This is a genomic window from Williamsia muralis (assembly GCF_002735905.1).
Taxonomy (GTDB): Bacteria; Actinomycetota; Actinomycetes; order Mycobacteriales; family Mycobacteriaceae; genus Williamsia; species Williamsia muralis_A.
In genome coordinates this window covers 333757-357499 of sequence record NZ_PEBD01000012.1, presented here as the reverse complement: position 1 = coordinate 357499, position 23743 = coordinate 333757, and the positions used below count along the sequence as shown (strand labels likewise).

The window sequence follows — 23743 nt, the reverse complement described above, 5'->3', positions numbered from 1 at the left end:
ACCTCGCTCGGTGTGTGAAATCGAACGGGTACCCCGCGCTGAGCCGCGGCCAGGGCGATCACGCCACCGGCCTGGGCGGTGCCCATCGCGGTGCTGACCTGGTGCTGGGCGAATACACGCTCGATCGCCACGACATCGGGCCGATGGGTGTCGAGCCAGTGCTCGGCAGCGGTGTGAATGGCGAGCAAGCGGTTCTCCAGTGCCATGTCGGGTGGGGTACGGACGACGTCGACATCGAGCGCGGTCACCGAGCGGCCCGCGCCCGACTGGATGAGCGCGATGCCGCACCTGGTCAGCCCGGGGTCCACACCCATCACCCGCATGCAAACCCGCCTTCGGCTACGACTCGAATCTGCTCGGCACGAACAGTTGTTCGATATCGTAACCGGCGGTCACGACGGCCTCAGGCATCAACACGCGCCACCAGTGATGTCACTCCGATTCGAGCTCGGCGAGCACCTCGTCGCTGATGTCGACGTTGGAGTAGACCTCTTGCACGTCGTCGGAATCCTCGAGTGCGTCGATCAGCTTGAACACCTTGCGCGCGCCGTCGGCGTCGACCGGCACCTCCACCGACGCACGGAAGCTGGCCTCGGCGGATTCGTAATCGATGCCCGCATCCTGCAGGGCCGTCCGGACTGCGACCAGATCTGTGGGTTCACTCACGATCTCGAAGGTGTCGCCCAGGTCGGTCACCTCTTCTGCGCCCGCTTCGAGGACCGCCATCAGGATGTCGTCCTCGCTCTGGCCGTTCTTCTCCAGGGTGACGACACCCTTGCGCGCGAACAGGTACGAAACCGAGCCGGGATCGGCCATGTTGCCGCCGTTGCGGGTCATGGCGGTGCGCACCTCGGTCGCGGCGCGGTTCCGGTTGTCGGTGAGGCACTCGATCAGGATCGCAACGCCGTTGGGGCCGTATCCCTCGTAGGTGATGTTCTGCCAATCGGCGCCGCCGGCTTCCTCGCCGCCACCACGTTTGCGGGCGCGCTCGATGTTGTCGTTGGGTACCGACGACTTCTTGGCCTTCTGAATGGCGTCGTACAACGTGGGGTTACCACTCGGATCTCCGCCACCCGTGCGTGCGGCGACCTCGATATTCTTGACCAGCTTGGCAAACATCTTGCCGCGCTTGGCATCGACCACCGCCTTCTTGTGCTTGGTGGTGGCCCATTTTGAGTGGCCGCTCATTCAGCAAGCCCCTTTCGTACTGCTCGGGTGTGTGGCGTCGAGAACTGCGGACCGATCCTACTCGCCACCGGCGGTGCGGCGACGAGGCTCACTGCTTTCCTCGCGCCGCCCTGACCATCTCGACGAAGTACTCGTGGACCCGCCGGTCCCCGGTGACCTCTGGATGGAAGGACGTCGCGAGCACATCGCCCTGCCGGACCGCGACGACACGGCCCGCTGCCGGGCCGTCGGGAACTGTGCCCAGAATCTGGACCGATTCCCCGGAACCCTCGACCCAGGGAGCCCTGATGAAGACAGCGCGCATCGGACCGCCCTCGATCCCGTCGATGTCGAGGTCGGTCTCGAAAGACGCGACCTGGCGACCGAAAGCGTTGCGTCGCACCGTGATGTCGAGGGCGTCGAGATGCTGTGCGTCCGGTCGTGTGTCCAGGATGTCGCGCGCGAGCATGATCATCCCCGCACACGATCCGTAGGCGGGCAGCCCATCGGCGAGAGCCTCGCGGAGCGGTTCGAGCAGGCCCAGCACCACGAGCAATCGGCTCATCGTCGTGGATTCACCACCCGGGATGATGATCCCGTCGATGGAGTCGAGTTCCGAGGCCCGGCGGATCGACACGGGTTCGGCGCCGATCTCGGTGAGGGCGGCGTGGTGTTCGCGGACATCGCCTTGCAGCGCGAGGATGCCGATCCGCACCGGCGTGCTCAACTCTCCCTCTTCGCGTGCTGGTCCGCGGGCAACTTTCGTCCGGTCCGCGCGAGACCTTCCTGGGTCACCGCCGCCACCATGACCCCGTCGCGGTCATAGATCCGGCCCTGGGTGAGGGCCCGACCACCCCCCGCCGACGGCGATGTCTGGTCGTACAAGAGCCACTCGTCGGCGCGGAACGGCCGGAGGAACCACATCGCGTGATCGAGCGAGGCGGCCTGGGCGTCCTCGTCGGGGTGAGCGACCTTCGCCGAACCCAGCAACGTCATGTCGCTCATGTAGGCGAGTGTGCAGATGTGGAACACGGGCTCATCGGGGAGCTGGTGGCGGTACCGGAACCAGACACGTTGCTGAGCGGCCAGGTCGCGGCTTCGGACGAGCTGGTCGTTCGGGACGATCCGGACGTCGAAGTTCTCCCACTCGCGAAAAGGTGACATCGCCTTGCGGTCCTGGGCGGTGAGGACATCGACCAGATCTTCCGGATCGGGTACCGAAGGCATCTTGTCCTGATGCTCGAACCCCTGGTCTTGCACGTGAAATGACGCGGACATCGTGAAGATCGCCATACCGTCCTGCACCGCTGTCACCCGCCTGGTGCAGAACGAACGGCCGTCGCGGATGCGGTCGACCAGGTAAACGGTCGGCTCTTCCGGGTTCCCGCCGCGCAGGAAGTAACCGTGCAACGAATGGACCACAAAACGAGCGTCAACCGTCTTCGTCGCCGACACCAGGGCCTGCCCGGCGACCTGCCCTCCGAAGGTGCGCTGCAAATGGCTCGGGTGGGCGTGCCCACGATAGATGTCTTTTTCTATCGTTTCGAGCTGCAGAATCTCTTCGATCGTCGCCATGAGGTGGCACCACCTTTCCGACGACGATTATGGCTCACCGGGGGCGCAGGCCCATCACGGCTCCCCCGTCGGCGGTCAGAGGTCGTCGATCGACACGATCCCGTCCTGGATCGCGCGGGCCACGAGTGCGGCTTTGGTCGGGGCAGGCCGACCGACCTCGTTGTACTTGACCCGGATCCGGGCGAGATGGGTGTTGACGGTGCCCAGTGAGATGAACAGCGATTGGGCCACCGCCGACTTGGAATCGAGGTTCAGCCATGCACGCAGTACCTCGATCTCGCGCTGCGACAGCTTGGGCGCGCGGTAAACAGTGGTCGCGCCGGTGTCGGCAGCCCCCTCTGGCCGCCCGCTGCGACCCGACATGGGAACCGCAGGAGTCGCGCAGATGACCCCGGGCTGCGAATGCGGCCCCGCGCGGCCGGGCAGAGGCATGGTGCGCTGCTTGAGCCGAGCCAGCGCCTCCTCCCTGGTCATCCGGACCGGGGTCGCCGGCCGATAACCGACCCGCGTGCGACTGGGAGCGCCAAAGGTGTTGTGCAGTACGGTCATCGGTAATTCTCCTGGTCTGGGGGGCCGGTTTTCTCCTGCCCTCTGTCGAAGTGTCTAAACACTAAAACCGGCACACCGGGCATGTCGATGGGTAGAACTACCCACCACATCAGCCCAGTTCAGAAGGGTTTTTTGCGGAAGACCGACCATCAACTCACCACAGAGGCCGCCGCAGATCTGCCCATCGGCCGCCCCAGTAGCGGCCCAGGCTCTCGATCAGCCGATCACGCCGTTGCGGCGCGCCTCGGCATCGATCAGCACCAGATCCTCGCGTGTCACCAATCGGGCGGCCACCGCATATTCGACCAGCTTGACCCGCCGGTTGCTGGCCAGTCGCCCTGAGCCGCCGCGGACACCGGACACCCCGATCTGATCGAACTTGTCACACACGTTGTCGAGTTTGCGATTGAACTTGGTCAGCGACCAGCCGAGCCTGGCCGCGGCCTGCGCCGACGACGGGATCGAACTCGCACCGGTTCCGTTGCGCCGCAACACCTCTTCGGCCAGGACAACTATCAGTAGCTTCTGACTCTCCGTCAAGGACACCACCCCGATGGTGGTTTCGCCGCTGCGTGCCGGCTCCTCCATCGGGGCGAGATTCAACGGCATTGCGCCTGAATGAATGTCGAGCTCGTACGTCGTGGGGCCTGCCGAGAACACCACAGCGGTTACGCCGAACACCAGCGGCACCCGGGCACCGGGAGCCAGCGTCGCCTGGAATCCGGCGTCACCCGCCACGACCCCTGCGGACAGATGCGACCCCACATTGGACAGCCACCACAACCCGTCTTCGTGGTGCAGCATGAGGAATCTGCGGTGCAGATAAGGGTTGTCGTCGATGTCGAGATCGGCCTCGCGGCCGATGTGGAACGGCTCGTCCGGACTGACCGCGACCCGCTCGCCGCAGTACTCCACGAAGGTTTCCGCGATCGTGCGCTTGACGCCTTCAGGCCGGCCGGGTTCTCCCGCCGGATCGGTGATCGTCATCGCCGGATCACGACGCGGGGTCGGAGACGTCCGGGACCGCCTTCACGTCGGCGATCGCCACGGTGACATTGTCACGGCCACCGGCCTCCAGAGCGGCCGAGACCAGCGCCTGCGCGGCCGCTGTGGGGTCGTCGAGGCCGGCCAGGATCGCGGCGATCGCGTCGTCTGCCAGCTCACCGGTGAGGCCATCGGAGCACACCAGGATCCGGTCATCTCGCTCCACCGGGAACGTGAAGAAGTCGGCCTCCTGCTCCATCCCGGCACCGAGTGCCCGGGTGATCACGTTGCGGCGTGGGTCGACACGGGCCTGTGCTGCGGTCAAGAAACCCGCATCCACCAGCTCCTGCACCTGAGAGTGGTCGACGGTCACCTGCTCGAGCTTCGAGTGGGCGAAACGGTACGTCCGCGAGTCCCCGATGTTCAGCACCAGCCAATGGGGGCGCCCATCGCTGTCGACGAGCATCGCCCCGGTGACCGTGGTGCCGGCACGGCGACCCGAGTCGGAGTCGATGTTCTCGATCTGGCGGCGCGCCTCCCCCAACAGGTCCACCACCGAATCGCGTGTGCGGTTGACCCCGGTCACCGTTGTGTCCGACAACGCCGACAGCGCCGCCTCACTGGCGAGCTCACCGCAGTCATGACCGCCCATGCCGTCGGCAACCAGGATCATCCCAGGGCCGACGAGAGCTGCGTCCTCATTGGTCTCACGCAGCAGGCCGACGTCGCTGACCACTGCCCAGCTCACCTCGACCTGACCGAACTCGCCTACCCCGCTGCGTGTCTCGTCCCGGACGGTCCCGGTCGCTTCCATTGTCATGTGCCCTCCGCGCTCACGCCCAGGATCGAGTACCGCGTCTGTTTCACGGTCGAGCTCCGCCTTCGGCTTCGTCTCCGGTTCACGGTCGAGCTCCGCCTTCGGCTTCGTCTCCGGTTCACGGTCGAGCTCCGCCTTCGGCTTCGTCTCCGGTTCACGGTCGAGCTCCGCCTTCGGCTTCGTCTCCGGTTCACGGTCGAGCTCCGCATCCTGGCTCATCTCGCAACCTCGAAACTGCACTGTCCGAGATGCACCACGGTGCCCGGACCCACCTCGTACGGATGTCCGGGTCGCATCGCGGTCACCGACTCGCCGGTGTCCAGAACCGATCGGACATCTGGGCCCGTACTGATCATCCACAATTTCCCGTCCGCCACGCTGAACTGGACCTGCGTGTCGTCCGAAGGTGGCGTCTCGATGGCCGTGACCACGATCTGCGCGCGGCCGTGCGACCACTCGACGGACGGCACACCGAGGTATCCGGCACCGAACAGATCGGTGTAGGTCCCGTCGTCGAGTCGAAGCCGCAAACCGGTGCCCGCCTGGCTCAACGGCAGGGTGCGGGCGCCTGTGCGGGGGTCGATGCGATCGGTGAACGAATATGCCGCCCGCTCATCGGGCTCGGCGAGGCGTGCGCTGGGCGCCGTGATCACCTCGTACCCTGCCGAACCCACACTGCTGGCAGTGGTTGTGCCGGAGATCTTCTCGTGACAGCCGCGACGGGGACGGCCCTTGTCGATCAATACCGACATCGCTCCGGCGAACAGCAGGACGTTGCTCAGATGAAGTACTGCGGTGCGGGTCAGATGCCGCCAGAAACCGATCGGATGGCCCGACCGGCCTGTCATGATCGTGGTTCGCGCCAACACCTGGCCCGGGGTACGGATGCCATTGGCACGCGCGAGCGCCGACGAGATCCAGCTCGCAGCGGGAACCGCCACGCACGCAGCCAGGATCACGTCGAGGCCGGAGACCACACCGGCGGCGAGCAAGGCTGCAACCGCAGCCAGAACGATGGCGACATCAACGAGATACGCGGCCACCCGCGAACCGTTGGAGGCGGGGATTCGACCCGCCACCAGGGCCTCGCGCGGCGACCTCGGGACTGCGCCACCTCTGGTGACGAACATCTGCTGTCCACATTCGGGGCAGCGGGCGGACGCGGACGGGATCTGAGTTCCGCAGCGGCCGCAGCCGAGCGGAATCGCTTCGAAATCAGCGGACGCGCTGGTCATCTCCGACTCCCCGCCCCCGCGTCCACGTCAATTCACCAGCCGCGCTCGGCAAGTCGATGGGGCTGTGGGATGTCGTCGACATTGATACCGACCATCGCCTCACCCAATCCACGCGACACCTTCGCGAGCACGTCGGGGTCGTCGTAGAACGTTGTCGCCTGCACGATCGCGGCAGCACGCTCAGCGGGATTGCCGGACTTGAAGATTCCCGATCCCACGAAGACGCCCTCGGCGCCCAACTGCATCATCATCGCGGCGTCCGCCGGGGTGGCGATGCCGCCGGCGGTGAACAGCGTGACAGGCAACTTGCCCAGCTCGGCAACTTCGACGACCAGGTCGTACGGCGCCTGCAGCTCCTTGGCGGCGACGAACAGCTCGTCCTTGGGCAGTGAGGTCAGCCGCCGGATCTCGTCGCGGATCTTGCGCATGTGTGTGGTGGCGTTCGAGACGTCGCCCGTGCCCGCCTCGCCCTTGGACCGGATCATCCCGGCGCCCTCGGTGAGCCTGCGGAGCGCCTCGCCCAGGTTGGTGGCGCCGCACACAAACGGCACGGTGAACTGCCACTTGTCGATGTGGTTGGCGTAGTCGGCCGGGGTCAGCACCTCTGACTCGTCGATGTAGTCGACACCGAGGCTCTGGAGGATCTGGGCTTCGACAAAATGTCCGATGCGAGCCTTGGCCATCACCGGGATGGACACTGCCGAGATGATCCCGTCGATCATGTCGGGGTCGCTCATCCGCGAGACCCCGCCCTGTGCACGGATGTCGGCCGGTACCCGCTCGAGGGCCATGACTGCGACAGCGCCCGCGTCCTCGGCGATTTTGGCCTGCTCGGCTGTCACGACGTCCATGATCACGCCGCCCTTGAGCATCTCGGCCATGCCACGCTTGACCCGCGCGGTACCGGTGCCGGCACTTTCCGCTGGCACCGATGAACCTGGATCTGGGGCACTGCTCACGTCTATAGCTCCTGTGGTCTAGTCGATTGCTGAGCTTCCAGTCTAGGCTTTCTCGGCGCCGCGTGGTCCGGCGGCATCACACGCCCCTTGTCGACGTCGGGCGGGCAGGTCAGACGGGCGCTCGCTCGACGATCTCGAAGTACAGCGGGGTCGGTGCGGTGCCACCCAGGTGCAGCCATCGCACCGGTCGCCGATTGCGGAGGGCCAGGGTGTCGCGAACGGCATCGTTGTGGAACCGCCGGGCGATCATCACGCGGGTCTCGGCGTCGGCAAGCTCGGTGACCAGCTGCGATCGCAGCGACGAGAGGTCGACCTGGGCCAGCGCCGCCGACACCACGTTCTCGGCGGATTCACGATCCGCCCGCGCCGAACCCTCCGCTCGGTCGGCGGCGATGATCAGTTCCCGGCCTTCCGGCCCGAGTCCGGCCCCAATGGATCGGGCGACCACTGCCCGGCGGGCGAGCGCGGCGTCGAGCGCCTGCCAGCACAGGTCCACCCGCACGTGTAGTCGGTCGAGCCGGTTGGCGGTTTTGTAGGCCCAGCCCAGACCGAGCAACACCAGCACCGTGATGACGCCCAGGATCAGGACGGTCAGGGCGGAGATGGTCATGAAGTCCTCTCAGAAGGGGTCAATCGGAGACGACCACCTTGCCGGCCCCGACGACGACGGTGTCGTACACACGCAGGATCTGGTCGGCGACCTCGGACCAGTCGTAGCGGGCGGCGCGATCGCGTGCACGGCCGACCATTGCGGCCCGGCCGTCGTCATCACCGAGAACGGAGATGATCCCCTGGGCGAGTTGGTCGGCGTCCCCCACCTCGACCAGCACACCGGCCTGGCCGTCGTCGAGCACCCGCCGGAACGCGTCCAGCTTGCTCGCCACCACGGCGGTACCGGCGGCCATGGCTTCCACGAGAACGATGCCGAAACTTTCGCCGCCGAGGTTAGGAGCGCAGTACACGTCCGCGGAACGGAGGGCGCGGGCTTTGACGTCGTCATCGACCTGGCCGAGGAATACGAGGTGGTCGGCCAGGTCGCCGGCCTTGCCCCGCAACGTTCGCTGGTGACCGCCGCCCACGACCAGGACACGCACGTCCGGGAAGCGCGCCACCACCGCGGGTAGTGCCTTGATCAGCACGTCCACACCCTTGCGTGGTTCGTCGAAACGACCGAGGAACAGCACCGTTCTACCGGGGTGCGGATACCCGTCGAGCGGTTCGGCTCCGGCGAACATGTCCGTGTGCACCCCGTTCGGGATCTCGACCGCGTCCGAACCCAGAGATTCCATCTGCCAACGTCGGGCGAGTTCGGAGACGGCGATCTTACCGGCGATGCGTTCGTGGTAGGGACGAAGGATTCCCTGAAAGATGCTGAGTATCAACGACTTCGTCGTGGATGTGTGGAAAGTGGTGACGATCGGGCCCTGAGCGACCATCAGCGACAACATCGAGACACTCGGCGAGTTCGGCTCGTGCACATGGAGGACGTCGAACTTCTCGTCCCGAAGCCAGGATCGCAGTTTGTGATAGGCCTTGGGCCCGAACGCGATCCGGGCAACCGATCCGTTGTACGGAATCGCGAGGGCCTCGCCCACCGACACCACATAGCCGGGCAGTTTCTTGTCGTGTCCGGCGGGCGCGAGAACGCTCACCGTGTGTCCCCGATCGATGAAGACCTGCGCCAGTTCCATGACGTGGGCCTGAACACCGCCCGGGATGTCGAACGAGTACGGGCAGATCATGCCGATCTTCATCCCGCGGCGCCCTCGACATCGTCGTTGCTCCGAGGGATGTCGGCCCCCTTGATGCGCTCACGGCGCTCCTCGGACCAGTCGGCCTCCCAGAGCGGTTGCAGCATGTGCCAGTCCTGCGGATGGGCGGCGATGTTCGTCTCGAACACCGTTGCCAGCGCCTGGGTTGCCGCCTCCACTCCCCCAGATGTGTCGATCGGGCCGGTGAGCGATATCTGCGAGGTGTCCGGGCCGGTGTACCAGTGGTGAACCCCGACGAGGGCGGCGCCGGTGTCGATGGCGAGTTTCGCCGGGCCCGCGGGCATCCGCGTCGGCTCGCCGAAGAACTGGACGGGGACACCGTGTCTGGCCAGGTCCCGCTCGCCGAGGAGACACACCACCCCGCCGCTGCGGAGCCGCTCGGCCAGCCGGCCGTAGGGGGGTTGTTCGCCACCGCTGAGCGGGAAGATCTCGAATCCGAGGGTCTCGCGGTATCGGACAAAACGTTCGAAGAGCGAATCGGGTTTCAGTCGCTCCGCCACGGTGGAGAAGTCCCCGATGTTCTGCACGAGCCAGACCCCGGCCATGTCCCAGTTGCCGCTGTGGGGCAACGCGAACACCACGCCCTTGCCCTTCGCAAGGGCGTCGTCCAGCAGTCGTCGATCCGGTGGCGGGAGGTCGACGCGCGACGCGGCCACATGAAAGTCCATGGCGGGCAGCCGAAATGCCTCGCGCCAATAGCGGGCGTAGGACCGCATGGCATCCCGCATGAGGTCGTCGGGTACCTCCGCGGGTGTACAGCCGACCACCCTGGCGAGGTTCTTGCGAAGCTGGGCCGGTCCGCCACCCCGGCCACCGACGTAGCCTCCCGCACTGTCGAACACCGTGCGCGCCACACCCTCGGGCAGGCGCCGCACAAGCGACCACCCCGCCGCGTACCCCAGGTCGGCAATACGCTCGCCGGCCGTCGTCACGACTCCGATCCGTCCTCGCCCTGGGTCGCCCCACCGGCGGAGGGAGTGGCGATCGGCTGCAGATCGGTGGCTCCGGGCGACTTGTAGACCGACCACATCCGCTGGAACACCGTGATGATGCTGCCGACGGCGAGAAGCCACATCGCGATGTGGATGGCCCACGGCAGTCCGATACCGGTGAGGCCGGCGCCGACGAGGACGATGACGAGGCGGTCCGGGCGTTCGATGAGGCCACCGTCACCGTTCAGTCCGCTGGCCTCGGCACGTGCCTTCGCGTACGAGATGACCTGCGAGGTGACCAGGCAAATCATGGTCGCGACGAACAGCCACTGGTGCGGCTTCTCCACCAGGCACCACCAGCCGAGGCCGGCGAAGATCGCGCCGTCGGCGAGCCGATCACACGTCGAGTCGAGCACCGCACCGAACTTGGTGCCGCCGCCGCGCGCCCGCGCCATCGCGCCGTCGAGCATGTCGAACATCACGAAAAGCCAGATCACCAGGGTGCCGACGAACAGGTGACCCATCGGGTACAGCGTCACCGCTGCCGCGATGGTCGCCACCGTTCCGATGACGGTCATCGCGTCGGGCGTCAGGCCGGTCTTGATCAGGGCCCGCCCCAGGGGCAGTGTGACCTTGGAGACCGAGGCGCGGCCCAGGACGCTCAGCATGGATCGTTCACGCTCTGCTTGCTCATGTTCCGTCCTCGAGTTGTCGCCAGGCGTCGGCGAGCAGAGTCCTGGTGTCGCGCAGCAGCTGCGGCATCACCTTCGTCTCCCCGACCACCGTGATGAAGTTGGCGTCTCCGCCCCACCGCGGAACCACATGCTGGTGCAGGTGTTCGGCGAGCGAACCACCGGCTGCGGCACCGAGATTGAGTCCGACGTTGAACGCGTCCGGATTGGAGACCGCCTTGATCGCGCGAATCATCTTCTGCGTGAACACCATCAGTTCACGGCTCTCGACCTCTGTGAGGTCTTCGAGGTCGGCGACCTGCCGGTACGGCACGATCATCGTGTGCCCGGGGTTGTAGGGATAAAGGTTGAGCACCGCGTACACCGATTCACCTCGGGCGACCATCAGCCCGGCCTCGTCCGACATTCGTGGGATGTCGAGGAATGGGTGGACGGACTTCGCGGACGTCGTGTCGTCCCCGTCCGGGTCCACGCCCGATCGCGGGGCAGCCGTGATGTACGACATCCGGTGCGGGCTCCACAGCCGCTGAAGCCGGTCCGGGTCACCCGGCCCCTGGTCGCGGATGACGCCGGGGTTGTCGGTGTGGGTCACCGGGCCTCCCCGGCAGCGTCGGCGGCAGGCGTCGCGACCAGTTCGGCGGTCGGGGATTCGTTGCGACGCTGGGCGACCCAGTCGGCGATCAGGGTGACCGCGTCTGCGACCGGAATCCCGTTGACCTGTGTGCCGTCACGGAAACGGAAACTGACGGCGCCGGCCTCCACGTCACGTTCGCCGGCCAGCAACATGAACGGGACCTTGCCGGTTGTGTGATTGCGGATCTTCTTCTGCATCCGGTCGTCCGAACCGTCGACCTCGGCGCGGACGCCGAGTGACCTCAGCTGTGCCACAACGCCGTCGAGATGGGGAACGAATGCGTCCGCGACCGGGATGCCCACAACCTGCACCGGGGACAGCCACGCCGGGAAGGCGCCGGCGTAGTGCTCGGTGAGCACACCGAAGAACCGCTCGATTGATCCGAACAACGCTCGGTGGATCATCACCGGCCGGTGCTTGGACCCGTCGGCGCCGGTGTACTCCATCTCGAATCGCTCCGGCAGATTGAAGTCGAGCTGAATGGTCGACATCTGCCAGTTTCGGCCCAGCGCGTCCTTGACCTGTACGGAGATCTTCGGACCATAGAACGCGGCCCCACCGGGATCGGGCACCAACCGCAGACCGGATGCCTCGCCGACCTCGGCGAGGGTGGCCGTCGCCTCTTCCCAGACCTCGTCCGAACCCACGGACTTCTTCGGATCCCTGGTCGACAGTTCGAGGTAGAAATCGTCGAGGCCGTAGTCCTTGAGCAGTCCGAGTACGAAGTTCAGGGTGGTGGTGAGCTCGGCCCGCATCTGTTCGCGCGTGCAGTAGATGTGCGCGTCGTCCTGAGTCATCCCGCGAACCCTGGTGAGGCCGTGGATGACTCCCGACTTCTCGTACCGGTACACCGACCCGAACTCGAAGAGCCGCAGTGGCAACTCCCGGTAGGAGCGGCCCCGCGCGTTGAAGATCAGGTTGTGCATCGGGCAGTTCATCGGCTTGAGGTAGTAGTCCTGGCCTGGTTTGCGCACCTCGCCGTCGTCGTCGAGTTCGGCGTCGAGGTGCATGGCCGGGAACATGCCATCGCGGTACCAGTCGAGGTGACCGGAGATCTCGTACAGGTTGCTCTTGGTGATGTGCGGGGTGTTCACGAACTCGTAGCCCTCGGCGATGTGCCGCTGGCGCGAGTAGTCCTCGAGTTCCTTGCGGATGATGCCGCCCTTGGGATGGAACACCGGCAGACCCGAGCCCAGCGCGTCGGGGAAACTGAAGAGATCGAGTTCGGCACCGAGCTTTCGGTGGTCGCGGCGTTCGGCCTCGGCCAGCAACTCGAGGTAGGCGTCCATCGCCTCGGCCGATTCCCAGGCCGTGCCGTAGATGCGCTGCAGGTCCGCGTTGTCCTGGTCGCCGCGCCAGTATGCCGCCGAACTGCGGGTCAGCTTGAACGCGGTGATGTACTTGGTGGTGGGCACGTGTGGACCCCGGCAGAGATCGCCCCAGATCCGTTCGCCGGTACGAGGATTGAGGTTGTCGTAGGCGGTGAGTTCGCCACCGCCGACCTCCATCACCTCGGGGTCGTCGGCCGAACCCTTGTCGTCGACCAATTCGAGCTTGTACGGTTCCCCGGCCAATTCGGCCTTCGCCTCGTCGACCGACTCGTACACGCGCCTGGAGAAGCGCTGACCGGACTTGATGATCTGCTTCATCTTCTTCTCGAGCGCGGTCAGATCGTCGGGCGTGAACGGGTCCTCGACATCGAAGTCGTAGTAGAAACCGTTCTCGATCGGGGGGCCGATCCCGAGTTTCGCCTTGGGGTCCAGATCCTGAACCGCCTGCGCCAGCACATGTGCAGCCGAGTGTCTGATGACGCTGCGTCCGTCTTCGGTGTTGGCCGCGACCGGCTCGACCACGGCATCGCTCGTAGGCGACCACGACAGGTCGCGAAGAGTGCCTTCCGCGTCGCGGACCACGACGATCGCCTCCGGCCCCTTGTTGGGATGACCGCTGTCGCGCAGAGCCGCCCCCGCAGTGGTCCCGGCCGCCACCGTGATCGTGGCTGGGGGCGGGGCGGCGGCGTTCTCGGGCACCAGGAAACTCCTTGTCGAGGCAGACCACTCGACCGGCACGGCCGAGCTGGCGTATCAGTCCATGATCGTAGTGCCCGAGGGACCCACTACCCCCTACCGGTCGCCGAGAAGTTCGGGCCGGTTACAGAATGGGGCTCTTCAGCCACGACCAATCGAGGCCGATCCAGCCGGCCGCCATCTCGAGCGCGCCGAGCAGCCAGAGCGTCAGGAGCACGATGGCGCAGGTCAGGATGGCGAATGCCGCCTGGACCGTCCAGTGCTGCTTCTTGATCCAGTCCATCCATGCGTCGTACTTGCTGCGCGCGAACTGGAGCAGGCGGCGCGCCCAATCGAACTCGGATGCCAGGATGCCCAGACCTGCGAACACGATCAGCCATCCGGGACCGGGGTACGGGATCGCCGCGATACCCACGAGGAGGACGCCCGTTCCGACCACACCGACACAACAGCGGTAGATGAGATTCAGGCGGCGTTGCTCCCGAATCTGGTCACGCTTGTTGCCGATCGCGGAGAGTATCCCGCCCTGGGACCGTTCTTCGTCGGCATCGACTTTCGCGTCATCAGGCATGACGTTCCTTTGTCCGAAATTGACCATTCGCAAACCTTTTCAGGCAACTCTACGGAAGTCGACGACACGGGAGATGCAACAGGACTGCGCACGAACGTCAGTCGATTGAACGGGAGATGAAGTGGTCCCGGCTGGGATCGAACCAGCGACCTTCCCGGTGTGAACGGGACGCTCTTCCACTGAGCCACGGGACCTGACGTCTACCCCGGCTGAACCGGGGTCTGCGACCGAAAGACATTAACACGCACACCCCGCCGGAACCCAAATCACATCCACTCGATTCACCCCGGGTGTCGCCGTCGCACGTGACCTGGGGATGGTTCCGCAACCGACCGTTTGACCAGCGGATTTGTTGCTTTGCGGGTACGTCCGATAATGTTCACGTTCGCACCCAGAGCAGCAGTTTTCAGGGTGCATGCGGATGTAGCGCAGCTGGTAGCGCATCACCTTGCCAAGGTGAGGGTCGCGGGTTCGAATCCCGTCATCCGCTCGGAGCACGATATTTCCACCGTGGCGGTGTGGCCGAGTGGTGAGGCAACGGCCTGCAAAGCCGTGCACACGGGTTCGATTCCCGTCGCCGCCTCCAGATCAGTTCGACAACTGAACACAATCTCGCGCGATTAGCTCAGCGGGAGAGCGCTTCCCTGACACGGAAGAGGTCACAGGTTCAATCCCTGTATCGCGCACCACCTGCACCACAGAATGACCCGGCGACCCCGGGTCATTCTCATGTGACGGGTACGGACGGATTGTTCATCACATCGAGTCACAGGAATTCCATGAACGACACTCTCGACCGCGACGTCTTGCAGTACACCCTCAACTGGGCGAGCACCAACGGGTACTCGGTCAGCGGAAGCCAGATCCTGATCGAGTTGCTGCCGATCAGCCGCGAGTACAGCAACATCGACGAACGGGAACGGGCCCTGCACGCCGCTGCGCAGCAACTCGTGTCCGGCCAGGCAGAGCTGGCCACCAGCTCACGCTGAGAGACCTCGCGCCGCTGAGCGGCCCGCGCGACGCCCGTGTTGAGATGATGTCGTGAGCGGTCCCGAGATACTGGTGAACTCCACCGACGATCCCACCGACGCCGACGAATTGGCGGAGGTGGCGGCCGCGACCTTTCCGCTGGCCTGCCCGCCGGATCTGAGCGCCGACGACGTCGCGCACTTCATCGCGACCACATTGTCGGGTGAGCACTTCCGCCGGTATCTCAGCGAGCCCGATCACCACGTCCTGAAGGCGACTGACAGCGCCTCCGGTGCCATCGTGGGGTACGCACTCCTCATCGACTCCGAACCCGACGACACCGACGTCCTGGCGGCCATTCCGGAACGCCCGCTGACGATGGTGTCGAAGTTGTACGTGCTACCCGGTTTTCACGGCGGAGCGGTGTCCGCGGCGTTGATGTCGGCAGCGCTCGCGCACGCCACCGAGCAGGGCAGCGCCCGCATCTGGCTCGGCGTGAACGAGCAGAACCGCCGAGCACAACGGTTCTACGAGAAGATGGGTTTCACCATCGTGGGGCGCAAGTCATTTGTCGTCGGCGGTAAGCGCTGCAGCGATTACGTGCTCGCTCGCACTCCCCCGCCGACGTCGGATCTGCATTGACCCTGAAGGGCTACGCCGATTCTGCGAAACGTGACAGTGCGAGCAGACGCGATGTCGCACGGAGGTACTTCTTGCGGTAGCCACCCGCGAGCATCTCCTCGGTGAAGATCTCGTCCAGCTTCGAACCCGAGACCATGAGTGGGGTTCCGGCGTCGTAGAGGCGGTCGGCCAGCACCACGAGACGCAATGCGACCGTCTGATCCGCCGCGGGGTGCACACCTTCCACGCACGCCAACGTGACGCCCTCCACGAGCGCCTTGTACTTGGAGGGATGCAGCTTGGCCAGGTGAGTGCAGAGTTCGTCGAAGTTGTCCAAGGTGGCGCCAGGAGTGCTCTCGGCCAGGTTCTCGAGCTCTGCGTCACTGTGGGGCGGCGGGGCCGGCGGCAGGTCGCGGTGCCGGTAGTCGGGGCCGTCGACGCGGATGGCCTCGAACACAGCCGCCAACTTCTTGATCTCTCGCAAAAAATCTTGAGCGGCGAAACGACCCTCGCCGAGCTGCCCCGGCAGGGTGTTGGACGTCGCGACGATGGAAACGCCCTTGGCCGACAGTTCGGTCAGCAGTCGCGACACCAGCATGGTGTCGCCCGGGTCGTCGAGCTCGAACTCGTCGATACACAGCACGGAGTGGTCCGAGAGCCGCTCGAGGGCGTTGGCGAAACCGAGAGCTCCGACGACGTGGGTGACCTCGACGAACGTCGCGAACGCCTTGGGTCCCGGCATCGCGTGATAGATCGACGCGAGGAGGTGGGTCTTGCCGACGCCGAAGCCGCCGTCGAGATAGAGGCCCAGCCCTTGCTGCGGCGCGGACTTGCGCCCGAAGAGGCCACGCTTGCCGCCCTTTGCCTTGGTCGCGCGTTCGACGAAGCTGCGCGCGGCCTTGACCGCCTCGGCCTGGCTCGGCTCGTTGGGGTCGGGAATGTACGAGTCGAAACTGACCTCGTCGAACATCGAGGGGGGCACCATCTCATCGACAAGGGCTTCGGGCGCGACCTGCGGAGTGCGGTCACTCAAACGTGCTGGCATGCGCCGAGCCTAGCGACGTGACGAGAATGGCTGTGTGTACCCACTGCGCAAAGCGACCCAGCTCACAACCGGTGACCTCGACGACAAGGCGCTCGCCGCCCTCTACGCCTATCCGGAGCGTCAGACGGGCGTCGCCCGGGTACGCGCCAACATGATCACGTCGATCGACGGGATGGCAACGGTCGCAGGGCGATCCGGCGCTTTGGGGTCGTCGGGCGACCAGCGGTTGTTCTCGGTTCTGCGGGCACTGGCCGACGTCATCGTGGTGGGTGCCCGTACCGCTGTCACCGAGAAATACGGGCCGGTTCAGCCACACCCCCTGCTCGGCGAGCTGCGAACGGCCGAGGGCCGGCCGGCGGCCGCGGCGCTCGCCCTGGTGAGCAACACACTCTCCATCCCGGTTCCCGGAAAGGGTGATTTCACTCTCGCACCGAGCACCATCGTCCTCACCTGCCGTTCGGCCCCCGCAGGCGCTCGCGCTCAGCTCCTCGACACCGGGGCAACCGTCGTCGACTGCGGCGACGAGGAAGTCGATCCGGCGCAGGCAATCGGGTATCTCGCCGACCGCGGCCTGACGCAGATCTTGTGTGAGGGTGGGCCGGCCCTGCTCGGTTCGCTGCTCGACAGAGATCTGGTCGACGAGCTCTGCGTGACGGTCAGCCCCAGGGTCACTGCGGGTAGCGGCAAACACATTACGGCCGGTTCGGACGCGGTCCGTGGAATGCGACGCGCCCACGTCCTCGCCGACGACGAGGACTACCTGTACCTGCGTTGGGTGCGCGATCAGGAGTGATGTCGTTCGCCAGTACCCTCGCCGATATGCAGCGCGCCCTTGTGACCACAGACGACCGCACCGGCCGGATGTGGGCGCACCGCCCGGATCGTTCAGCTCGTCGCCGCTCGCTGCGCCTGTTGGCGGCAGCGATGGTGGCGGTGGGCATCCTCACCGGATGTACGGCCGGCCCCGATCCCGGGCCCGATCTGGTCATCGAAGAGAACAACGGCGGAGGACAGGCCCCGACGACCACGCCGCCGCCACCGAGCCTCGAAGTCCCCAAACAGGATCTGGCATGGCGAGAGTGCGGCGACGATCTCCAGGAGCGCTTCCCCGGGACCGCTCTTCCACCGGGCGTCACGTTCGAATGCGGCAATTTCGAGAACTCGGTGACACCGGGCACCCAGAGCATCGACACCGTCACGGTCTCGGCCGTCCGAGCACGGTCGGCCGACACGCCGGCCGACGCTGCTCCGCTGGTGCTGACCTCCGGCACCGACATACCGTCCACCCGCACACTGCTCAGCCTGGCCCAGGGTGGCGGTCGCAATCTGTTGTCGGCGCATCCCGTGGTCGCTGTCGACCGGCGCGGGACCGGCGCGTCGACGCCGCTCGACTGTATGACGAACCTGGAACGAAACACCCTCCTGAACAACGGCTTCAGCACCTCATCCGCTGACTACCCGGCGCGCGTGGAGCGACTGGCCGCCGCGGGGACGTCGGCGTCGGACGGTTGTACCGAAATCCTGAGTCCGCACCAGGTGCAGTTCACCGCCAACAATGCGGCAGCCGATCTCGAGAAGCTGCGCACGGTGTGGCAGGTGGACCGGATCGGTATCGCAGGCGTCGGGGAAGGCGCAGCTGTGGCGCTCGCCTACGCAGGGCTCTACACCGACCACCTGGCCCGGCTCATCCTCGACACGCCGGCGCCGTACTCGACCAACGCCCAGACCACCGGGCAGCAGATCGCCGAGGGCACCGGCGCCGCACTCAGCTTGTTCGCCGATCAGTGCCGGGCCATCAGTTGCTCCCTCGGCGCCGACCCCGGCGTCGTCATCGCCGGCCTGCTCGACCGGGCGCGTACCGGTGGCCTGGACGGGATCGCCGATACCGACGTCCTGGCGGCACTGACCACCACGATCGCGCTCGCGCCCGGCGACCGGGCCACCGTCATCACCACAGCCGCCGACATGCTCAGTGCGGCCGACGGCGGCGCTCTCGGCCCACTGCGCACGGCGATAGTTCAGGCCCGGGCCCTGCGCGGCACCGACGGTCAGCTGTTGTCACAGTGCAACGACACCTCTGAACCCGTCGGGCGCAACCAGATCGACGGGCTGATCGCCGAATGGGGACGTCAGTACCCACTGACCGGTGCCGGAACGGCACTGGGTCTCCTGCGGTGCAACGGCTTCCCCGCCGGCGCCGCCCCGCCGACCATCGGCGAGATCCCGGTGCCGGTGCTGATGTTCACCGGCTCGGGCGACACCATCAACGGACCCACCGCGTCCGACGGCATCAACGGCGCCCTGATCGGCGCTGGTGCCACGTCATCGATTCTCTCGTGGGAAGGCCTCGGCTACTCGGTGCTGGCGCACTCGGACTGTGCCGGGGAAGCGGCCATCGCCTACGCCCGATCGGGTGAACCACCCGCGCCCGGTGCGTGTCCGGCCTGACCGGATCAGCGGGACCGGCATCGGTTCGTGGTGTCGGGCACGGCGCAGGGCCGCTGCCGTAGTACGGTGCGGCAGTGTCGATCAATGACCCTTCCACCGGAGACCACCAGACAACTTCCGTTGGCGTCGGCCGGGAGCACGGGAAGCGACCCGGGTACGGCCTGGCCAACCGCACGGGAACGGCCGAACGCGTCCTGTTCCCAGGTGTCGACGTAGGCCGCATCATCTCGATGGTGCTCTGGCCCGTGGCCATCCTCATGGTGTTCCAGCGCACGGTGATCCTGGGTGTGGACGGTGACCGCACGGACGACTTCTCTCCGGTGTATCGCGCCGCGTTGGCGTTCCTGCGCAACGAGCCGATCTACACCGAGAACTACAACACGGTCGACCCTCACTACCTGTACCCGCCGTCGGGAACGTTGCTGATGGCTCCGCTGGGTTACATCGACCCCGAGCGAGCGCGATGGCTGTTCATCTTCGTCTCCGCCGCCGTGCTCGTGCTGTGCGCGTATCTGATCACCCGCATGTTCGGGTACTCGGTGCGGTCGTGGGTGATGCCCGTTGTGCTGTTCGTCTTCTTCCTGTCCGAGACGGTGTCGCACACTCTGATCTTCGTAAACTTCAACGCCTTCGTGTTGCTCGGTGAGCTCTTGTTCATGATGTTGGCGCTCAAACGGAAAGACCTGTGGGCGGGTATCCCTCTCGGTCTCACCCTCGCGGTCAAGCCGGTTCTTGCCGTGCTGCTGTTGCTCCCGCTGCTCAACCGTCAGTGGAAGGTGTTCGTGGGTGCGATCGGGGTCCCGCTGCTGCTGACCGCGCTCGCGTGGCCGCTGTCCGCCGACCCCCGGTCTTTCGTGAGCCGCACCGCGCCGTATCTCTTCGAGGCGCGCGACTACTACAACAGTTCGATCGTCGGCAATGCCGCCTACTTCGGCGTGCAGACCTGGCTCGTGGTGTTGTTGCGGATCGCTTTTGTCCTGATGGCCGCCTTCAGCCTGTGGTTCCTGTACCGCTACTACCGCACCACCGATGAACTGCTGTGGATGAGCACTTCGGCCGGCGTACTGCTGTGCACGTCGTGGCTGGTCGGCTCGCTGGGCCAGGGATACTACTCGATGTTGCTGTTCCCGCTGCTGATGACGGTGTTCATGCGGGGCTCGGCCATCCGGAGTTGGCCGGCCTGGCTCGGCGTGTACGGGTGCTTCACATTCGACGGGTTCTACTCGGATCGCTGGGAGGCGTTCGGGCGGGCGATCGAGTACAACAAGGTGACCTGGGGCTGGTCACTGCTGATGATCGCGGTGTTCTGTGCGCTGTTGTTCCGGTATCTGGACCTTCGCAAATCCGGGGATCACGAGATCTCCGGAACCCGAACGCGGCCCGCAGCCACCGTCGGCGCATGAACTGAATCCGAAAATCGAGGCGGCGGACAGCGCTGACCGATCGACTGCTCGAGGGCAGCGGCTGGTCAGGGCAGGGCGGTGATGAGCTTGTCGACGTCGACGCGCGGGCCGGTGAAGAACGGGGTCTCCTCGCGTACGTGCATCCGCGCCTCGGTTGCGCGTAGATCGCGCATCAGGTCGACGATCCGATGCAGCTCGGGCGCCTCGAACGCCAGCAACCACTCGTAGTCGCCGAGGGCAAACGACGACACGGTGTTCGCCCGGACGTCCTTGTATCCGCGTGCCTGCTTGCCGTGATCGGCGAGCATGGTGCGTCGTTCGGCATCGGGCAGCAGGTACCACTCATACGAGCGGACAAACGGGTACACGCAGATGTACTTGCCCGGTTCCTCACCCGCGAGGAAAGCCGGGATGTGGCTCTTGTTGAACTCGGCCGGCCTGTGCAGCGCCACGTTGCTCCACACTGCGTTGCTGGCACGGCCGAGGATGGTGGTCCGGCGGAAATCGGCGTAGGCGGCCTGGATCTGCTCGACCTCTTCCGAATGCCACCAGATCATGAAGTCTGCGTCGGCCCGCAGACCCGAGACGTCGTACAAACCGCGAACCACAACACCTTTGGCCTCGAGCGAGTCGAAGAACTGGCGGGCATCGCTGATCGCCTCGTCCCGATCGTCGCCCAGCTCGCCCGGCCGAACCGAGAAGACCGAGAACATGAGGTAACGAACAGTGGCGTTGAGTTCTGCATAGTCCAGGCGCGTCATGGCTCCCATCCTGCCATTGCCAGGACAACGCGATGTCAGCGCAGGTGCGTGCTCCGCGGCCCATCAACAGCCAGATCGGCGACGAGTTGCCGGGCCGCCCTGTCTGCACGACCGACACATGCGGGTACCCCCACACCGTCGAAAGTGGCCCCGGCGAGCACCAGACCCGGCGGTCGACTGCGGTCGACCTCTGCCACCAGGGACGCGTGCCCGGGCGCGTATCGAGGAAGTCCACCGGGCCACCGCTGGACCACGGCGTCCCGCGGTCCGACACGCACTTCTCCCCCGCCGGCCAGAGCGATGACCGTTGCGAGATCGGCCACAGCCCAGTCGATCAGCTGGTCATCCTCGATGCTTTCGAGATCGGTGCCGTAACGACCGAACGACACCCTCACCAACACCGCGTCCTCGGCGAGGTGATTCCATTTGCGCGTACTGAAGGTGAAAGCCTTTGCGTGCACGAGTGATTCGTCACTGGCAACGAGCACCCCCGAGAGCTGGGGCAAGTCGACACCAGCCTCGAGCGCCAGCGACACCACCGCCGACCCCGACAGGTCCACCTGCGTCAGCGGCTCGGCGACCTCGGGAACGGTTGCGCACACGCGGGCCAGGACGGGAGCCGGCAACGCCGCCACCACACCGTCGTAATGGACGTCGTCAACCATCCAGCCGGAGCCCGCCCGGACCAGCTGTCGAATTGCCACGCCGGTATGGATGCCTGCGGCACACCGGTGGCCGAGTTCGTCGACCAGCTGGCGGTATCCCCCGGCCAAGGCGCCGAACACCGGACCAGAACCACCTGATGCGGCCAGGAGGTCGGTCACCGCCGCGGTCAGACTGGGAGCATCGGCGTCGAGTCGCGCCGCCAGGGCAGGAACCACGGCCCGCACTCCCAGGTCGTCGGCACGCGCCGAATACACCCCGCCGAGCATCGGGTCCACACTGCGATCCACGATCGACCGGCCGAATCGGTCCCCTATCAGGGCCCCGATCGACATGTCTTGTCCTGCTTGCCAATCGAGGGGTCGCTGCGGCTCGTCGGCCATGCGCGCAAGGTCGTCCGCCTCGGCGAGGTGACGTACGGCGTCCGGACCACCGGGGATTCCCATCACCGTCGGACGGGCCATTGCTTTGAGGGTGGAACCGCTGAGGACATTGGGGCCGAGAACACCGGGATGGACGAGTGATGGGGTCAAGCCGAGTTCGTCCACCAGCGCGGCGACTTCCGGGCGGCGAACCAGGAATGCCTCGGCGCCGACGTCCACATGGTGTCCATCGAGTTCGGCTGTCCGCAACGTGCCACCGAGGACCGGCGATGCTTCGAAGAGATCGATCACCGCGTCTGACCCGAGTAGCGTCCGCAACCGGTACGCCGCGGTCAGTCCCGAGATACCGCCACCGAGCACCGCGACACGGGTCACAGCGAATGCACCAACTCCACCACCCGGGTCAACACGGTCGGGTCGGTGGCGGGCAGAACCCCGTGACCGAGGTTGAAGATGTGGCCCAGGGCCCCCGCTGCCACCGCCCGATCAGCTTCGGCGGCGATGCGGCGGACCTCTTGTTCCACCACCGGCCACGGCGCGAACAGCACCGCCGGATCGAGGTTTCCCTGAAGGGCCCGGCCGGGCCCGATCCGCCGCGCTGCATCGTCGAGCGGAATCCGCCAGTCGACCCCGACCACGTCGGCGCCGGCGGTTCCCATTTCGTGGAGCAACTCGCCGGTGCCCACCCCGAAATGGATGCGGGGAACGTCGTACGACGCCAGTTCGGCGAAGACGCGCGCCGAATGAGGTCGGGCAAAGGCGTTGTAGTCGGCCACCGAGAGCGCGCCTGCCCACGAATCGAACAACTGGAAGGCGTCCACTCCCGCATCGAGCTGGACCTTCAGGAAAGCGATCGTGATGTCGGCGAGCTTGCCGACCAGTTCGTGCCAGATGGCCGGCTGCCCGTACATCAGGGCCTTGGTGTTCTCGTAGTTGCGGCTGGGGCCGCCTTCGATCAGGTACGACGCCAAGGTGAACGGGGCGCCGGCAAAACCGATCAATGCGGTCTCGCCGAGCTCGGCCTTCAACAGCTTCACCGCGGCCGACACCGCACCGACCGCGTCGGGTGTCAGCAAGGGAAGGGCGCGGACATCGGCGTGCGTGCGGATGGGGTGCGCGATCACCGGACCCACCCCGGAGACGATGTCGAGGTCGACCCCGGCCGCCTTGAGCGGAACCACGATGTCGGAGAACAGGATTGCCGCGTCGACACCGTGCCTGCGAACCGGCTGCATGGTGATCTCACAGACCAGGTCTGGGTCGAAGCAGGATTCGAGCATCCCGCGCCCGACCCTGATCTCCCGGTACTCGGGCAGAGAGCGGCCGGCCTGCCGCATGAACCACACCGGTCGGCGGCCGGGCTGTTGCCCACGAGCGGCCGCGACCAGCGGCGAAAGGGCGCGGGCATGTTGTTGAGTCATCACCTGACATGCTGCCATGCACTGCGCCCGGGACTCCAAGGACTACCGAATAGGGGCCGATCAAGCCATCGGCGCGCCTACCGTCGGTCCGCCCGGCTTGGACCTACGGTCGACG

The 23743-nt window shown here is 66.0% G+C and carries 24 protein-coding genes, 4 tRNA genes and 1 pseudogene; 8 read left to right on the top strand and 21 right to left on the bottom strand.

Features of this window, described 5'->3' with window-relative positions; translation table 11 throughout:
* The 17 genes and pseudogenes from CSW57_RS23805 to CSW57_RS23725 all read right to left on the bottom strand — a co-directional run.
* A partial coding sequence (locus CSW57_RS23805; RefSeq protein WP_189339418.1) for a crossover junction endodeoxyribonuclease RuvC occupies window positions 1-323 on the bottom strand: 323 nt, incomplete at its 3' end.
* Window positions 324-432: 109 nt separating this feature from the next.
* Window positions 433-1188: a YebC/PmpR family DNA-binding transcriptional regulator gene (locus CSW57_RS23800; protein ID WP_023959531.1), complete on the bottom strand. Its 756-nt coding sequence runs from the start codon at window positions 1186-1188 to the stop codon at window positions 433-435.
* Window positions 1189-1276: 88 nt separating this feature from the next.
* The gene (gene pdxT / locus CSW57_RS23795; protein WP_099385036.1) at window positions 1277-1894 is read right to left on the bottom strand and encodes a pyridoxal 5'-phosphate synthase glutaminase subunit PdxT; all 618 of its coding nucleotides are present in this window, start codon (window positions 1892-1894) and stop codon (window positions 1277-1279) included.
* On the bottom strand, window positions 1891-2742 hold the full coding sequence (gene tesB / locus CSW57_RS23790; protein ID WP_099385035.1) for an acyl-CoA thioesterase II: 852 nt from the start codon (window positions 2740-2742) through the stop codon (window positions 1891-1893). Before tesB ends, pdxT begins: the two co-directional genes overlap by 4 nt.
* A 75-nt stretch (window positions 2743-2817) precedes the next feature.
* Window positions 2818-3291 carry a response regulator transcription factor gene (locus tag CSW57_RS23785; protein WP_099385034.1) on the bottom strand — a complete coding sequence of 158 codons (474 nt, stop codon included), beginning with the start codon at window positions 3289-3291 and terminating at the stop codon, window positions 2818-2820.
* Window positions 3292-3507: 216 nt separating this feature from the next.
* Window positions 3508-4278, bottom strand: coding sequence for a hypothetical protein (locus CSW57_RS23780; protein ID WP_223249474.1), 771 nt, complete (start codon window positions 4276-4278; stop codon window positions 3508-3510).
* Window positions 4279-4285: 7 nt separating this feature from the next.
* Window positions 4286-5311: a protein phosphatase 2C domain-containing protein gene (locus tag CSW57_RS23775; RefSeq protein ID WP_223249473.1), complete on the bottom strand. Its 1026-nt coding sequence runs from the start codon at window positions 5309-5311 to the stop codon at window positions 4286-4288.
* The gene (locus CSW57_RS23770; protein WP_099385033.1) at window positions 5308-6327 is read right to left on the bottom strand and encodes an RDD family protein; all 1020 of its coding nucleotides are present in this window, start codon (window positions 6325-6327) and stop codon (window positions 5308-5310) included. Before CSW57_RS23770 ends, CSW57_RS23775 begins: the two co-directional genes overlap by 4 nt.
* Window positions 6328-6359: 32 nt before the next feature.
* Window positions 6360-7256, bottom strand: a complete 897-nt coding sequence (gene pdxS, locus CSW57_RS23765; protein WP_023959545.1) for a pyridoxal 5'-phosphate synthase lyase subunit PdxS — start codon at window positions 7254-7256, stop codon at window positions 6360-6362.
* Window positions 7257-7407: 151 nt separating this feature from the next.
* Window positions 7408-7896 (bottom strand): annotated as a pseudogene (locus tag CSW57_RS23760) (exopolyphosphatase); the annotation flags it as partial.
* 19 nt (window positions 7897-7915) lie between these two features.
* Window positions 7916-9040: a glycosyltransferase family 4 protein gene (locus tag CSW57_RS23755; protein ID WP_099385031.1), complete on the bottom strand. Its 1125-nt coding sequence runs from the start codon at window positions 9038-9040 to the stop codon at window positions 7916-7918.
* A complete protein-coding gene (locus CSW57_RS23750; protein ID WP_099385030.1) occupies window positions 9037-9990 on the bottom strand; it encodes a phosphatidylinositol mannoside acyltransferase in 954 nt (317 codons plus the stop codon). Before CSW57_RS23750 ends, CSW57_RS23755 begins: the two co-directional genes overlap by 4 nt.
* A complete protein-coding gene (gene pgsA / locus CSW57_RS23745) occupies window positions 9987-10658 on the bottom strand; it encodes a phosphatidylinositol phosphate synthase (RefSeq protein ID WP_099385029.1) in 672 nt (223 codons plus the stop codon). The genes CSW57_RS23750 and pgsA overlap by 4 nt, the downstream gene beginning before the upstream one ends.
* A gap of 22 nt (window positions 10659-10680) precedes the next feature.
* Entirely contained in the window at window positions 10681-11274 is a 594-nt protein-coding gene (locus CSW57_RS23740; protein ID WP_023959555.1) for an HIT family protein, read from the bottom strand.
* Entirely contained in the window at window positions 11271-13346 is a 2076-nt protein-coding gene (gene thrS, locus CSW57_RS23735; protein WP_099385086.1) for a threonine--tRNA ligase, read from the bottom strand. Before thrS ends, CSW57_RS23740 begins: the two co-directional genes overlap by 4 nt.
* A 121-nt stretch (window positions 13347-13467) precedes the next feature.
* A complete protein-coding gene (locus tag CSW57_RS23730) occupies window positions 13468-13914 on the bottom strand; it encodes a TIGR02611 family protein (RefSeq protein ID WP_099385085.1) in 447 nt (148 codons plus the stop codon).
* Window positions 13915-14036: 122 nt separating this feature from the next.
* Window positions 14037-14108: transfer RNA gene (locus tag CSW57_RS23725), tRNA-Val, on the bottom strand.
* Between the two features lie 223 nt (window positions 14109-14331).
* Here CSW57_RS23725 and CSW57_RS23720 point away from each other — a divergent pair.
* From CSW57_RS23720 to CSW57_RS23700, 5 genes are all read left to right on the top strand, one after another.
* Window positions 14332-14404 (top strand) — tRNA-Gly (locus tag CSW57_RS23720).
* Window positions 14405-14426: 22 nt separating this feature from the next.
* Window positions 14427-14500: transfer RNA gene (locus CSW57_RS23715), tRNA-Cys, on the top strand.
* 28 nt (window positions 14501-14528) lie between these two features.
* Window positions 14529-14603, top strand: a tRNA-Val gene (locus CSW57_RS23710).
* A 90-nt stretch (window positions 14604-14693) separates the two neighbouring features.
* The gene (locus CSW57_RS23705) at window positions 14694-14903 is read left to right on the top strand and encodes a hypothetical protein (RefSeq protein ID WP_030163286.1); all 210 of its coding nucleotides are present in this window, start codon (window positions 14694-14696) and stop codon (window positions 14901-14903) included.
* A 52-nt stretch (window positions 14904-14955) separates the two neighbouring features.
* Complete coding sequence (locus CSW57_RS23700) at window positions 14956-15525, top strand: GNAT family N-acetyltransferase (protein ID WP_223249472.1); 570 nt, start codon at window positions 14956-14958, stop codon at window positions 15523-15525.
* A 10-nt stretch (window positions 15526-15535) separates the two neighbouring features.
* On the opposite strand, the gene zapE is transcribed toward CSW57_RS23700, so the two are convergent.
* Window positions 15536-16549, bottom strand: a complete 1014-nt coding sequence (gene zapE / locus CSW57_RS23695; RefSeq protein WP_099385028.1) for a cell division protein ZapE — start codon at window positions 16547-16549, stop codon at window positions 15536-15538.
* A gap of 34 nt (window positions 16550-16583) precedes the next feature.
* Between zapE and CSW57_RS23690 the strand changes: the two genes are divergently transcribed.
* From CSW57_RS23690 to CSW57_RS23680, 3 genes are all read left to right on the top strand, one after another.
* A complete protein-coding gene (locus tag CSW57_RS23690; RefSeq protein WP_099385027.1) occupies window positions 16584-17342 on the top strand; it encodes a pyrimidine reductase family protein in 759 nt (252 codons plus the stop codon).
* Window positions 17342-18997 (top strand): alpha/beta hydrolase, encoded by a 1656-nt coding sequence (locus CSW57_RS23685; protein WP_099385026.1) that lies wholly within the window; start codon window positions 17342-17344, stop codon window positions 18995-18997. The genes CSW57_RS23690 and CSW57_RS23685 overlap by 1 nt, the downstream gene beginning before the upstream one ends.
* A gap of 230 nt (window positions 18998-19227) precedes the next feature.
* Window positions 19228-20400, top strand: coding sequence for a glycosyltransferase family 87 protein (locus CSW57_RS23680; RefSeq protein WP_099385083.1), 1173 nt, complete (start codon window positions 19228-19230; stop codon window positions 20398-20400).
* Between the two features lie 65 nt (window positions 20401-20465).
* Here CSW57_RS23680 and hemQ read toward each other — a convergent pair whose 3' ends face one another.
* The 3 genes from hemQ to hemE are packed head-to-tail and all read right to left on the bottom strand — an operon-like array spanning window position 20466 to window position 23628.
* Window positions 20466-21161 (bottom strand): hydrogen peroxide-dependent heme synthase, encoded by a 696-nt coding sequence (gene hemQ, locus CSW57_RS23675; RefSeq protein WP_023959574.1) that lies wholly within the window; start codon window positions 21159-21161, stop codon window positions 20466-20468.
* 35 nt (window positions 21162-21196) lie between these two features.
* Window positions 21197-22582 carry a protoporphyrinogen oxidase gene (gene hemG, locus CSW57_RS23670; RefSeq protein ID WP_099385025.1) on the bottom strand — a complete coding sequence of 462 codons (1386 nt, stop codon included), beginning with the start codon at window positions 22580-22582 and terminating at the stop codon, window positions 21197-21199.
* Window positions 22579-23628, bottom strand: coding sequence for a uroporphyrinogen decarboxylase (gene hemE / locus CSW57_RS23665; protein ID WP_099385082.1), 1050 nt, complete (start codon window positions 23626-23628; stop codon window positions 22579-22581). Before hemE ends, hemG begins: the two co-directional genes overlap by 4 nt.
* Between the last annotated feature and the right edge of the window lie 115 nt (window positions 23629-23743).